This is a genomic window from Rhizobium sp. RU35A (genome assembly GCF_900156005.1).
GTDB lineage: Bacteria > Pseudomonadota > Alphaproteobacteria > Rhizobiales > Rhizobiaceae > Neorhizobium > Neorhizobium straminoryzae.
Genome location: NZ_FTMR01000016.1, coordinates 23,872 through 36,259, shown reverse-complemented (window position 1 = coordinate 36,259; position 12,388 = coordinate 23,872). Strand labels below are relative to the sequence as shown.

Annotated in this window: 14 protein-coding genes; 2 read left to right on the top strand and 12 right to left on the bottom strand. The window is 62.8% G+C overall.

Translation table 11 applies throughout. The annotated features are described in order from the left end of the window. Nucleotides 1-34: 34 nt before the first annotated feature. The 8 genes from F3H95_RS24500 to F3H95_RS24465 all read right to left on the bottom strand — a co-directional run bounded on the left by F3H95_RS24500 (nucleotide 35) and on the right by F3H95_RS24465 (nucleotide 8,360). Nucleotides 35-793, bottom strand: coding sequence for a SprT family zinc-dependent metalloprotease (locus F3H95_RS24500; protein WP_149747878.1), 759 nt, complete (start codon nucleotides 791-793; stop codon nucleotides 35-37). A gap of 89 nt (nucleotides 794-882) precedes the next feature. Further along, complete coding sequence (locus F3H95_RS24495) at nucleotides 883-1,305, bottom strand: DUF2852 domain-containing protein (RefSeq protein ID WP_143125255.1); 423 nt, start codon at nucleotides 1,303-1,305, stop codon at nucleotides 883-885. 150 nt (nucleotides 1,306-1,455) lie between these two features. Then, the gene (gene phaZ / locus F3H95_RS24490) at nucleotides 1,456-2,736 is read right to left on the bottom strand and encodes a polyhydroxyalkanoate depolymerase (RefSeq protein WP_143125256.1); all 1,281 of its coding nucleotides are present in this window, start codon (nucleotides 2,734-2,736) and stop codon (nucleotides 1,456-1,458) included. A gap of 324 nt (nucleotides 2,737-3,060) precedes the next feature. Next, the gene (gene gyrB / locus F3H95_RS24485) at nucleotides 3,061-5,493 is read right to left on the bottom strand and encodes a DNA topoisomerase (ATP-hydrolyzing) subunit B (RefSeq protein WP_149747877.1); all 2,433 of its coding nucleotides are present in this window, start codon (nucleotides 5,491-5,493) and stop codon (nucleotides 3,061-3,063) included. A 131-nt stretch (nucleotides 5,494-5,624) separates the two neighbouring features. Then, nucleotides 5,625-5,990, bottom strand: coding sequence for a helix-turn-helix domain-containing protein (locus tag F3H95_RS24480; protein ID WP_149747876.1), 366 nt, complete (start codon nucleotides 5,988-5,990; stop codon nucleotides 5,625-5,627). Further along, a complete protein-coding gene (locus tag F3H95_RS24475) occupies nucleotides 5,987-6,550 on the bottom strand; it encodes a Smr/MutS family protein (protein WP_143127936.1) in 564 nt (187 codons plus the stop codon). The genes F3H95_RS24480 and F3H95_RS24475 overlap by 4 nt, the downstream gene beginning before the upstream one ends. Next, on the bottom strand, nucleotides 6,547-7,665 hold the full coding sequence (locus F3H95_RS24470) for a murein transglycosylase A (protein WP_149747875.1): 1,119 nt from the start codon (nucleotides 7,663-7,665) through the stop codon (nucleotides 6,547-6,549). Before F3H95_RS24470 ends, F3H95_RS24475 begins: the two co-directional genes overlap by 4 nt. Next, nucleotides 7,662-8,360 carry a Tim44/TimA family putative adaptor protein gene (locus F3H95_RS24465; RefSeq protein WP_143127938.1) on the bottom strand — a complete coding sequence of 233 codons (699 nt, stop codon included), beginning with the start codon at nucleotides 8,358-8,360 and terminating at the stop codon, nucleotides 7,662-7,664. The genes F3H95_RS24470 and F3H95_RS24465 overlap by 4 nt, the downstream gene beginning before the upstream one ends. A 124-nt stretch (nucleotides 8,361-8,484) precedes the next feature. Between F3H95_RS24465 and F3H95_RS24460 the strand changes: the two genes are divergently transcribed. Together F3H95_RS24460 and secB are read left to right on the top strand one after the other, a co-directional pair. Continuing rightward, nucleotides 8,485-8,988: an FxsA family protein gene (locus F3H95_RS24460; RefSeq protein ID WP_149747874.1), complete on the top strand. Its 504-nt coding sequence runs from the start codon at nucleotides 8,485-8,487 to the stop codon at nucleotides 8,986-8,988. Nucleotides 8,989-9,084: 96 nt separating this feature from the next. After that, the gene (gene secB / locus F3H95_RS24455) at nucleotides 9,085-9,558 is read left to right on the top strand and encodes a protein-export chaperone SecB (protein WP_143127940.1); all 474 of its coding nucleotides are present in this window, start codon (nucleotides 9,085-9,087) and stop codon (nucleotides 9,556-9,558) included. A gap of 58 nt (nucleotides 9,559-9,616) precedes the next feature. Here secB and dnaQ read toward each other — a convergent pair whose 3' ends face one another. Genes dnaQ through F3H95_RS24435 form a run of 4 tightly spaced genes read right to left on the bottom strand, consistent with a single transcriptional unit; the run spans nucleotide 9,617 to nucleotide 12,368 of the window. After that, nucleotides 9,617-10,312, bottom strand: coding sequence for a DNA polymerase III subunit epsilon (gene dnaQ / locus F3H95_RS24450; protein WP_143127941.1), 696 nt, complete (start codon nucleotides 10,310-10,312; stop codon nucleotides 9,617-9,619). Then, nucleotides 10,305-10,913 (bottom strand): dephospho-CoA kinase, encoded by a 609-nt coding sequence (coaE, locus tag F3H95_RS24445; RefSeq protein ID WP_149747873.1) that lies wholly within the window; start codon nucleotides 10,911-10,913, stop codon nucleotides 10,305-10,307. The genes dnaQ and coaE overlap by 8 nt, the downstream gene beginning before the upstream one ends. Beyond that, nucleotides 10,910-11,776 carry a shikimate dehydrogenase gene (locus tag F3H95_RS24440; RefSeq protein WP_149747872.1) on the bottom strand — a complete coding sequence of 289 codons (867 nt, stop codon included), beginning with the start codon at nucleotides 11,774-11,776 and terminating at the stop codon, nucleotides 10,910-10,912. Before F3H95_RS24440 ends, coaE begins: the two co-directional genes overlap by 4 nt. Next, nucleotides 11,769-12,368, bottom strand: a complete 600-nt coding sequence (locus F3H95_RS24435) for a Maf-like protein (protein ID WP_149747871.1) — start codon at nucleotides 12,366-12,368, stop codon at nucleotides 11,769-11,771. Before F3H95_RS24435 ends, F3H95_RS24440 begins: the two co-directional genes overlap by 8 nt. Nucleotides 12,369-12,388: the final 20 nt, after the last annotated feature.

Sequence of the window (12,388 nt, the reverse complement as noted above, 5' to 3'; positions counted from 1 at the left end):
ATTTGAGCAAACGGCCTCTGCGGACCGGCACGGATCAACCGAAGTCGATGGCGTGCAGTTGCGAGCCATGCGCCTTCAGCCAGCGGCGGGCCGTCTCCATTTCCGGGCAGAGTTCGCCGCACAGTGCCCAGAACTGCGGGCCATGGTTCATTTCCTTCAGATGCGCGACCTCGTGTGCGGCGAGATAATCGATCACCAGCGGCGGCGCCATGACGATGCGCCAGGAGAAACTGAGATTGCCCTGCCAGGAGCAGGAGCCCCAGCGGCTGCGAGTATCCTTCAGCGTCAGCGATCTGATCGCCTTGCCGATGCGCCCCGCATGGATCGCCGAAAGACGCTCCAGATCGTAGCGCGCCTCCTTCTTGAGGAAGGCTTCCAGCCGCCGGCCGAGATGATCCTCCAGACCGCTCACCCGGATCACGGGTTCGCCCCCCTCCTCCACCGCTTCGGTCAGGCCGCGTAGCGAGCCGGTGTGGACGATGCGATGCGGCACGCCGCGCAGCGACAGCATGGCGCCCGGCCGCAGCCCGGTTTCCGGCGAAAAGCGGGACAGCTTGGTGCGCAGCCAGCCATCGTGGCGGGCAAGAAAGGCATCGACCTCGCGGCTTTTCAAACCAACCGGCACGGTGAGGCGCAACGCCCTGCCGCCGGGCTCGATGCGCAAGGTGATGCGGGTAGCGCGGGCATGTTCGCGAATGGTGAGCGGCAGGCTGCGTTCGCCGACCGTAAGCATCCGTTCCTCGGAACGAAGCGGCTTCGTCTTGCGCTTGGGGCGGGTCAGCAGGGCGAACATGCGTGTCTTCTATCCGATTCGGCATCGGCGGGGGCAACAAAAAACCGGCACCCGAAGGTGCCGGCTGCATCTCTCATCATGCCCGATCCTCAGACGGCGGGATAGCCGCCTTCCGGGGGCCGGTTGCCGCGGTCGCGCATGAAGCGGTCGAATTCCTCCTGGTCCTTCGCGCGGCGAAGCTCGCGAAGATAGGTGTCGAATTCCTCCCGCATTTCATCGAGCTTGCGGCGCTGTTCCTCGATCCGGTCAAGTTCCGCCGTGCGCCAATCGTCAAAGGCCACGTTGCCGGTCGAGAAACCCGACCGATAGGCGCGGCGTGACGAACGGCGGCAGTTGCGGAAGAAGCCATCGGCGCGCCGGTTGGCGTCACCCTTGAATTCCCGCAGGCGATCGCCGAACAGGATATAGGCCAGCATGGCAAGGCCGAGCGGCCAGAAGACCACGAAGCCCAGGACCATGAGGGCGATCGTTGCCGGAGTCCAATCCGGACGGATCCATGCAGACTGGTTCATCGGTAGCGTTACCTCTTTAGCCGCGAGCAGGCCGAATGCCTGTCGCTACCCTTCGATGTGGTAAGCGCTCCAACCGGGTTCAAGAAAGCCCCCGCCCAAATCGGCGAAGGCCCTGAAACCATTTGCACAAATCCTGATATAGCCCGGATTTCAGGCGCTCTTGCCGCCCTTGATCACCCGCGGCACCACCGGCTTACGTACGCCTTTGGTGTGCTGGCTGGCAAAGGATAGGATTCGGGGAGCGATCTCGCGACGGAAGCGCGAGCCGTTGAACACGCCGTAATGGCCGACATCCGGCTGCACGTAATGCAGGCGCATCTCCTGCGGAATGGCGGTGCAGATTGTCTGCGCTGCTTCCGTCTGGCCGACGCCGGAAATATCGTCATTCTCGCCTTCGATGGTGAGAAGTGCCACGTTGCGGATCTTCGTGGTATCGACCGGGCGGCCGCGATGCAGCATCTCGCCCTTCGGCAGGGAGTGCTTGATGAAGACCGTGTCCACCGTCTGCAGATAGAACTCGGCCGTCAGGTCCATCACCGCCAGATATTCGTCGTAGAAGTCACGATGCTTCTCGGCCGACTCGCCGTCGTTCTTTACCAGATGCTCGTAGAAATCTTTGTGGGCAATGAGATGCCGGTCCAGATTCATCGACATGAAGCCGGAGAGCTGCAGGAAGCCTGGATAGACGGGGCGCATGAAACCGGCCTGCGGCCAGGGCACCGTCATGATGACATTGTCCTTGAACCACTTCAGCGGGCGTTCCTGCGCCAGCTGGTTGACGGCCGTCGGATTGATACGGGTATCGATCGGCCCACCCATCAACGTCATCGAGGCCGGCGCAAGCGGATCCTCGGCCGTTTCCATCAGGGCAACCGCCGCCAGAACCGGCACGGAGGGCTGACAGACGGCGACCACATGGGTATTGGGGCCAAGGTGATGGATCATCTCCACGACATAGTCGATGTAATCGTCGAGATCGAAGAGGCCTTCGGTGACCGGTACGTTGCGGGCATCCTGCCAGTCGGTGATGTAGACCTCGGCACCCTGCATCAGGGCTTCGACCGTGCCGCGCAGCAGCGTGGCATAATGACCGGACATCGGCGCAACGACCAGGATCTTCGGGCCCCTCTCCGTACCTTTCGGCAAATCCCGCTCGAAATACAGAAGATCACAGAAGGGCTTGGACCACACGACCTTCTCGGTCACCGACACTGTTTCCCCGTTGACGGTGGTGGTCGGCAGGCCGAATTCCGGCTTGCCATAGCGACGGGTGATACGCTCGAACACCTCGAGACCGGCGGCCATGGTGCGGCCGAAGGTGGTCTGCGAGAAGGGGTTCAGCGGATTGCTGTAGAGGAAGCGGAGTGTTTCCGTTGCTGCGCGGTAAGGCGCCATGGCCGCGTGGTTCAACTCATAGAGCTGGTAAAACATGCAAGGCCACCTTTCTTGTTGGTCTTGGGTCGTCGCGTTCCGGACGTGCCGAAATCTCTAGCATGGGAGGGGTAAACTAACAGGTTACAGGTGCAGCGCAACATGACCGAAAGGCGCTGTACTTTCGTAACACTCTGCATCACGGGGCTTGATCAGGACTTGCGCGACCGGGCGGGTCCGCTCGACCCTTGCTCTCTGCCCTGAGCCTTGTCCTTGAAGATATTGGCATAAGCGCCCGCCGAATGCGGCTTTCCACCCAGCAGGTGAAGAAAGTGTTTCACGTGAATCAATCCACAGAAAAGATTCACGTGAAACATATTTTGATTAGATGTCGAGATTGGCGACGCTCAACGCATTGTCCTGGATGAACTCACGGCGCGGCTCCACCTCATCGCCCATCAGGCGGGCGAACATGCCATCAGCGTCGGTCGCATCGTTCACCTTCACCTGCAGCAGCGAACGGACATTCGGATCGAGCGTGGTTTCCCAAAGCTGCTCGGCATTCATCTCGCCGAGACCCTTGTAGCGCTGCATGGAGAGACCCTTGCGGCCGGCCGCGAAGATCGCATCGAGAAGCGCGCGGGGGCCGGAAATTTCCGTCTGCCCTTCCTTGCGGCCGAGCTTCGGCGGCACCGCATAGATTTCCCGCAGGCGCGTCGTCATCTGGTCGATGTGACGCGCGTCGGCCGAACCGATCAGCGCCACGTCCAGAACCGCCACTTCCTTGACGCCGCGCACCATGCGCTCGAAGCGCAAGCCGCCTTCGGTGGTGACATGGCCGCTCCAGCCGCGTTCGGTTTCCTCCGCGATGAGATCGAGCCGGCGTGCCACCTCGTCGGCGGTCTCCTGGGCGCGCTGGCGGTTATCGGTCAGCTCCGGATTGAGCGCGCCGGCAATCGCTGCCTGTTCGACGATCGAACGGCTGTAGCGGGAGTGCAGGCCATCGAGCAGCGCCCTCAGACGCAGTGCGTCATTGATGACTTCGCGCAGATCGGGGCCGGCACGCACCTCGCCGGAGCCGAGCGTCAGGGTTGCTTCGTCTAGCCCCTGGCCGATCAGATAGTCTTCCAGCGCCTTCTCGTCCTTGAGGTACTGGATCGACTTGCCGCGCGTCACCTTATAGAGCGGCGGCTGGGCGATGTAGAGATGGCCGCGCTCGATCAGTTCCGGCATCTGGCGGAAGAAGAAGGTCAGGAGCAGGGTGCGGATATGCGCGCCGTCCACATCGGCATCGGTCATGATGATGATCTTGTGGTAGCGCAGCTTGTCGGCGTTGAACTCGTCCTTGCCGATCGAGGTGCCGAGCGCGGTGATCAGCGTGCCGATTTCCTGGCTGGACAGCATCTTGTCGAAGCGAGCCCGCTCCACGTTGAGGATCTTGCCGCGCAGCGGCAGGATCGCCTGGTTTTCGCGCGAACGGCCCTGCTTGGCGGAGCCGCCGGCCGAGTCACCCTCGACCAGGAAGAGTTCGGACTTCGACGGGTCGCGCTCGGAGCAGTCGGCGAGCTTGCCGGGCAGCGAGGCGATGTCGAGCGCGCCCTTGCGGCGCGTCAGTTCGCGCGCCTTGCGGGCGGCCTCGCGAGCCACAGCGGCTTCCACCACCTTGCCGACGAGGATCTTGGCTTCGGTCGGATGCTCTTCGAACCAGGTGCTGAGCGCCTCGTTGACGAGGTTTTCGACGACCGGTCGCACTTCCGACGAGACGAGCTTGTCCTTGGTCTGCGAGGAAAACTTCGGATCCGGCACCTTGACGGAGAGAACCGCGGTCAGGCCTTCGCGGCAGTCTTCGCCCTGCAGCGTCACCTTTTCCTTCTTGGTGATGCCGGAGGTATCGGCATAGGAGGTGACCTGGCGGGTCAGCGCGGCGCGGAACCCCGCCATATGCGTGCCGCCGTCGCGCTGCGGAATGTTGTTGGTGAAGCAGAGCACGTTTTCGTGGTAGCTGTCGTTCCACCACATCGCGACTTCGACGGTGATGCCGTCCTTTTCGCCCTTGATTGCCACAGGCTTTTCCACGAGCGGCTTCTTGGCGCGGTCGAGATAGCGAACAAAAGCTTCCAGACCGCCATCATAGAGCATCTCTTCCTGGCGGATGTCGGACTTGCGCTTGTCGGTCAGCAGGATGCGGACGCCGGAATTCAGGAAGGCAAGTTCGCGCAGGCGATGCTCCAGCGTGCCGTAATCGAATTCCGTCTTGGTGAAGGTTTCCGAGCTGGGCAGGAACGTGACTTCCGTACCGGAACGGCCCTCGTACTCGCCGGTCACCTTCAGCGGCGCATCGGCCACGCCATGGGTGAAGCTCATTTCGTGGATCCGGCCGGAGCGGCGGATCTTCAGGCTGAGGCGGACAGAAAGCGCGTTGACGACGGACACGCCCACACCATGCAGACCGCCCGACACCTTGTAGGAATTCTGGTCAAACTTGCCGCCGGCATGCAGCTGCGTCATGATGACTTCGGCCGCCGAGACGCCTTCGGATGAGTGGATGTCGGTCGGGATGCCGCGGCCATTGTCGGTTACGGTGACGGAGCCGTCCGGGTTCAGCGTCACGGTGACGATATCCGCATGGCCGGCCAGCGCCTCATCGATGGCATTGTCCACGACTTCATAGACCATGTGATGCAGACCGGAACCATCGTCCGTGTCACCGATATACATGCCGGGACGCTTACGCACCGCATCGAGCCCCTTGAGGACCTTGATGGAATCGGCTCCGTATTCTGCACTCGCGCTATCGCTGACGGGTGTATCGCTCATCAATCAACTTTCTGGTTCTTGGCTGCAGACGGTGAGGCGGCGAATCACCGTCGTCCTTATTGCGGACTATAGGAAGTTCCAACCCTCATTCCAAAGCACGGACGACGAAAAACAGGGGATGACATGCGCCGTCAGCCCCGGTTCGGAGCTTTTGCCAGCAGCTTCAGCATGTCCTCTACCACGTCCGGCTCCAGATGGCGAATATTGCGTGCAAGCGCATTGGCAAGCGCTGTATAGCGGGGCGAAAGGCCAGCGGTATCCACCGTCACGCGCGGGTCGGACCCCTCGGCCAGACGGAACAGTTCGTCCGCTTCATCCCAGATGATGTTGAAGTAACCGCAGACGCGCTGGAGGAAATCGAAGCTCGGCCGGCCGCGCCGCCCATGCTCCAGGGCCGACAGATAGGCAGCCGAAACACCGATCGCCGCGGCCATCTGCTGCTGGCTCACCCCCTTCTGCCGGCGCAGATCGCGTAGCGCCTCACCGAACGGGGTCAAGGCTCGCCACCACGCCGGCTGAGACGGACATAGAGCGCGCCCTCGCCGCCATGCTGGCGCGCCGCCGGCTCGTAGGAGGAAATCAGGAAGCGGAACTCCGCCTTGGAAAACCACAGCGGGACGGCCCGCTTGAGGGCGCCTTCGCTGCCGAGCGAACTGCCCTTGCCGGTGATGACCAGCACATGCCGCAGGCCGCGCTCATGGGCGCGCAACAGAAAGTCGAGGAGGATGCCATGTGCCTCGCTCTGGATCATGCCGTGCAGATCGATGCGCGCCTCCAGCGCGAGGCGGCCCCTTGCGATCTTGCGCTTGACCGGACGCTCCAGCGGATGATGGACGCCCTTCGGCTGCTTTGGCGTTGCTGCGTCGGCGCCAGGCGACAGGCCGGCGGGTGCCGGTTTTCCGGTGGATGCCGCCGGTGCGGACCCGTCCTCGGCCGGCGGAAAATCCGCCTCGAATTCCAGAAGCTCCTCCAGACGACCCGGCATGGGCTTGGCGGTCTTGGCCACCTTGCCCCAGAGGATGCGCTCGTCGGCGCTCAGCTTGCGCCCGCCCTTCATCCGCCGAACCTCGATGCCGCTGCCTTCGGGATCAGGATGTAGAAGTCCGCGCTGTTGCGCACCGTGCCGGCCAGTTCGCCGGCAGCATCGCCGGACCCGGTGAAGATGTCGCCCCGGGCTGCTCCGACAATGGCCGAACCGGTATCGAGCGCCAGCATCAGCCGGGCAAAGGGACGCCCCTCATCGAGATGCGTCAGACTGTCGGAGCGAATGAAGAACGGAAAGCCGAAGGTATGGATCAGGCGATCCACGGCCAGCGCCCGACCGGGCACCAGCGGCACCTTGGCGGCAGCGATCGGACCGAGATCGATATCCTCCACCTCCGCCTCGCGGAAGAAGATATAGGACCGGTTATGCCAGAGGACCTCATCCACCTTAGCCGGATTCTCCGCCAGCCAGCGGCGGATGGACTGCATGGAAATGCCGGCTGGATCGATCTCGCCGCGGTCGATCAGCAGGCGACCGATCGGCGAAAAGGGATGACCGGCCTTGGCCGCATAGGTGATGCGCTGCATCCGCCCGTCCGGATAGCGTAGCCGCGCCGCCCCCTGCACATGGGTGAAGAACACATCTACCTTGGATTTCGCCCAGGCGATTTCCAGACCCTGGCCCGCCAGACAGCCCTCATCGATGGCGCGGCGATCCGGATAGGGCTCGATACCGGAGGCAGTCTGCCGGCCGAAGACATAGGATGCATCCAGCGTCGCCGGTCTGTTCGCCGCATCGAGATCCACCAGATCGGCTGGACGGCGGTAGAAGGGATAAGGATAGCCGGAGTCCGGATGGTCCGCGACCTCTACTTCCGGCTCATAGAAGGCCGTGACGAAGCCGGAGCGGCCATCCGCAGGTATGACGCGAAACGGAACGCACTGGCTCTCGAAGAACTGCCGGGCCGCTGCCGCATCGGCGATGTCGGCAGTGGCAGCCGCCTGGAGCAGCGGGCGCAGATCCGCAGCGCTCAGCCCCAGCGCACCGGTCCGGTAGGGCTTGGCCCGTTCGAGGTGGGCAAGACAGGCAGCCATGGCTGAAAAGAGGGGGCGGGGATCATCGATCTCCCACCCCCTCAGGTCTTCATAGCGGACGGCCGCAAGGCCAGGAAGCGCGCTCTCGGTCATTGCTCGGATTCGGTTGCGACCAGCTTCCAGTTCGGATCGCGCGAGCGGATGTCGCGGGCGAAGGTCCAGATGTCGATCACCTCGGCCACCGCTTCCGCATCCCCATCCACCAGCGCACCGGCCTTGTCGTAGGTCGCCGAAATCAGCTGGCTGACGATACGCAGTGTCACCTGCTCTTCGTGGTTTTTGACCACAACCTGGATGATCTCTGCCTTGTCGATACCGACAAAGGTGGATTTGACCGTCTCACCGCGGCTTTCGCGGTCACGGATAGCGGCATCGAAGCCTTCGAAGACCTCGCGCGACAGCAGATTGCCGAGCGTCTTGCGATCGCCATCGGCAAAGGCCATCACGATCATTTCATAGGCCATCCGCGCGCCGTTGAGGAATTCCTTCGGGCGGAAGGTCGGATCGGCCTTCACCAGATCCCGCAAGCCGTCGTTCAGCGCCGTACCCGGCTTGGCCACCGCGTCGATTTCGGCAAAGCGCTGCTCCTCGTCCACCGGTTCGCGCTTGGGCAGGGTCACCACCTTGCCATCATCGGCTGCCGGCGTGCGCGCGGTGTCCCGCTGGCTGAAGGGATCGACGGGCGGCTTCTCGTGCCCCGTACGCCGGCCCAGCACGCTGCGCAATTGCAGGAAGATCAGCACCGCCGCCACGAGGAAAAACAGAGTTATGAAGTCGTTCGCGCCCATTATCACCCGCGGCATTGTTGGAATAAGAGAGGTTTCACCTCATATAGTCTGTTATGGCGCGCATTCAAATAGCGCGGCGCACGTTCCCTTTGCACCCTGATTGTCACCACCAGAGAAGGACCTCATGCCACGCTTGCTTTTCCCCCTCCTGCTCCTCGGGCTGCCGCTCGCCGAGATCGCCGGCTTCGTGGTCGTCGGGCAATGGCTGGGCCTCTGGCCGACGCTGGCGCTCGTCATCCTCTCCGGTCTCGCCGGCACGGTGCTGTTGCGGATCCAGGGTCTCGACGTACTCCGCCAGATCAATAGGGAGGGGCGCGCGGGACGGGTGCCGGGCGAAGCCATCGTGCATGGCGCGTTGATCGTCTTCGGCTCCATCCTTCTGGTCCTGCCCGGCTTCCTCACCGATATTGCCGGTATCCTGCTGTTCATTCCAGGCTTTCGCCGGCTGATCTGGCGCATGCTCGGCGAACGGCTCGTCGTGCGCAGCAGCTATTCCGCCCGGCCGACCTGGGACCCAGGCACCCGGCGCGGCACCGAGCAGCCGACGCTCGATCTCGATGCCAACGACTATCAGCGCGGGCCCAACCCTGATTCACCCTGGAAGAACGGGCCGAAAGACGGCGCCTGAGCCCACAAAAGAGCCGAGCCACCGACGGCGCCAAGGGTTGTAAGGGTCTGACCGAAATGCTAGACGGCGCCAAAGACCGCAGCCGAGGAACAGCCAATGGCAAACGAAAACGAGACGCAGTCCCCTTCCCTGACCATTCTTGCGCAGTATACGAAGGATCTCTCCTTCGAAAATCCGGGCGCGCCGCGTTCGTTGCAGGCTCGCGACAAGGCGCCCTCCATCAACATCAACGTGAATGTGAACGCCAATCCGCTGTCGCCGACGGATTTCGACGTTGTTCTGACGCTGAACGCCGAAGCCAAGGATGACGACAAGGTGGTCTTTGCTGCCGAGCTGGTCTATGGCGGGGTCTTCCGCATCACCGGCTTCCCGCAGGAACACATGCTGCCGGTTCTCTTCATCGAGTGCCCGCGCCTGCTCTTCCCCTTCGCCCGCCAGATCATTTCGGACGTTACCCGCAATGGCGGCTTCCCGCCGCTGATGATCGACCCGATCGATTTCGGCCAGATGTTTGCGCAGCGCGTTGCCGAAGAACAGGCCCGCTCGCAGGGCCAGGTGCTGAACAGCTAAGACATCCACGGTCTTCGAGATCAGGAAAAAGCCCGGTGCAAACCGGGCTTTTTTCGTATCAGCGGTAACGGGACCAGAGTGCCTTGTCGCCCATGGTCTTCACCATGGACTGGTGCGCCTCGATTTCCGCCTCGCTCAGACGGGGCTTCAGGGGCCGTGGACGGGTCAGGACGATCGTTTCCGTCTCCTCCACCTCGACCACTGTGGTGGTCTGTTGGGAGGAGCCGAGCACCAGAGCGGCCTGCCGGCCGCCAATCATCTCGATATAGACTTCCGCCAGAAGCTCGGAGTCGAGCAGCGCGCCGTGCTTGGTGCGATGCGAATTGTCGATACCATAGCGACGGCAGAGCGCATCGAGCGTGTTCGGTCCCATGGGATGCTTGCGCCGCGCCATGGACAGCGTGTCGATCACATCCTCCTGTGGCACCGGCGGCAGGCCAAGCCGGGCAAACTCGGCATTGATGAAGCCCATGTCGAAGTTGGCATTGTGCGCGACCCACTTGGCGTCCTCGAAGAAGGCCACCAGATCCTTCGCCACCTCGGCAAAGCTCGGCTTGTCCTTCAGGAAGTCGTCGGTGATGCCATGCACCGCAAGGGCATCCGGATGCACCTTGCGATCGCCGGGATTGATGTAGACGTGAAACGTGCGGCCGGTCGGAAAATGATTGAGCAGTTCGATACCGCCGATTTCGATGACGCGGTCTGCCTTGTTGTCGAGCCCGGTCGTTTCCGTATCGAAGATGATCTCACGCATTGTTGTTGCCACTCCGCTTGCCACGGCTGAGGGTCACGAGGATCTCGCGCACCTGCCGTCTCGCCTCCTCGATACCATGACCGGTATCGATGATGAAATCCGCACGGGCCCGCTTTTCCGCATCCGGCATCTGCCGCGACAGGATCAGGGCAAACTTGTCCTCGGTCATGCCGGGTCTTGCCAGCACACGCTGCCGCTGGATCTCAGGATCGCAGCTGACCACCACAACCACATCCACGCGCCCGGTCGCCCCGCTTTCGAAGAGAAGCGGAATGTCGAGCAGCACAAATGCCGCCCCCGCCGCGCGCTGCGCGCCGAGAAACGCGTCCTCCCGCGCACGCACCAGCGGATGCACAATGGCCTCCAGCTCCTTGAACCGTTCCGGCGCCTGGGCCAATTGTCGGGCGAGTTCCGCCCGGTCGATCGCGCCCTCGCGGGCAACACCGGGAAAGGCCGCCTCGACGGGCGTCACGGCCTCGCCACGATAAAGGTCATGCACCACCGCATCGGCATCATTGACGGGCACACCTTCCGCGGCGAACAGGCCAGCCGTCGTTGACTTGCCCATGCCGATCGATCCGGTCAGCCCGATGCGGATCATGCATGGTGCTCCATGTCGCGGACGATCAGATCGCGTAGCGTCTCGTCCACCTCGGGGCGGCGGCCGAACCATTTTTCGAAACCGGGCACCGCCTGGTGCAGCAGCATGCCGAGCCCGTCGACGGTCGCAAAACCTTGTTGCCGTGCCTCCGCAAGGATCGGCGTTTCCAGCGGCACATAAACGATATCGGTCACGACGGCCTGCGGCGCCATCACCGAGAAATCGATATCCAGACGGCCCTCGCCCTCCATGCCGAGCGAGGTGGTGTTCACGAACAACCCGGCTTGCGCCATCACCTCCGGAAGCGCGTCGATCGGATGCGCATGCACGCGGATGCCAAACCGATCCGCCAGTTCCTGCGCGCGGGCGACCGTCCGGTTCACCACATGGATTTCGCCAATGCCCCGATCGCGCACTGACTGGATAATCGCCCGGCTCGCGCCGCCGGCGCCGAGCACTACGGCCCGCGACACCCGATCCCAGCCCGGATGGCGCTGATCGAGATTGGCGGTAAAGCCATAACCATCGGTGTTGGTCGCCTTGACGAGGCCGTCCTCCAGCCAGAGCGTGTTGGCGGCCCCCAGTTCCTCGGCCAGCGCATCCGGCCGATCCGCAAGCTTGAAGGCACGTTCCTTATGGGGGATGGTGACATTGCCGCCGCGATAGCGACCTTCGTTTTTGAGCGCGGCCATGAAGCGTTCGAAATCCGGCTCCAGAATCTCGATTGCCGCATAATCGCCGTCGATGCCGAACGCCTTAAGCCAATGGCTATGGATCATTGGCGAGCGCGAGTGACGGATCGGCGTGCCGATGACGAAGGCGCGAAGTGTTTCACGTGAATCAGCCGGGTAATGGTCAACCATGGATCACTCCAAGGGTTCTGAGTGCCTGAAGCAGCGACAGCATGGGAAGGCCGAGAATGGTGAAGTAGTCACCGTCGATCGCGGAAAACAGCTGGATCCCCTCGCCTTCCAGCTGGTAACCGCCGACGCTGGTAAGGGCCCTGTCGCCGACACGATCGAGATAGCGATCGATGAAGGCCGGGCTCAATTCACGGACAGTCAGCGACGCCTTCGCCACCTCTTCCCAGAGAAGGGTGCCATCGCGGAGGATCGCAACACCGCTGTTCAGGTGATGTGTCTTGCCGGACAAGGATAACAAAACATCCCGCGCCTCATCGCGGCTCGCCGGCTTGTGGTAGACCCGCTCACCGAGCGACATGGTCTGATCGGAGCCGATCACGAAGGCTCCGGGATAATGTCGGGCAACATCAAGCGCTTTGGCGCGCGCCAGCTCCAGCGCCACCTGTTCCGGGCCTGCGCCGCGGCGATGGAGATCCGCTTCGATGGCACGCTCGTCGATGACAGCGGCACGGGCCGTAAAGGACAGCCCGGCATTTTCCATCAACTGGCGGCGGAAGGGACTGGAAGAAGCAAGGACAAGCGGCTGTGACACGCGGATCAACCCGTCATGAG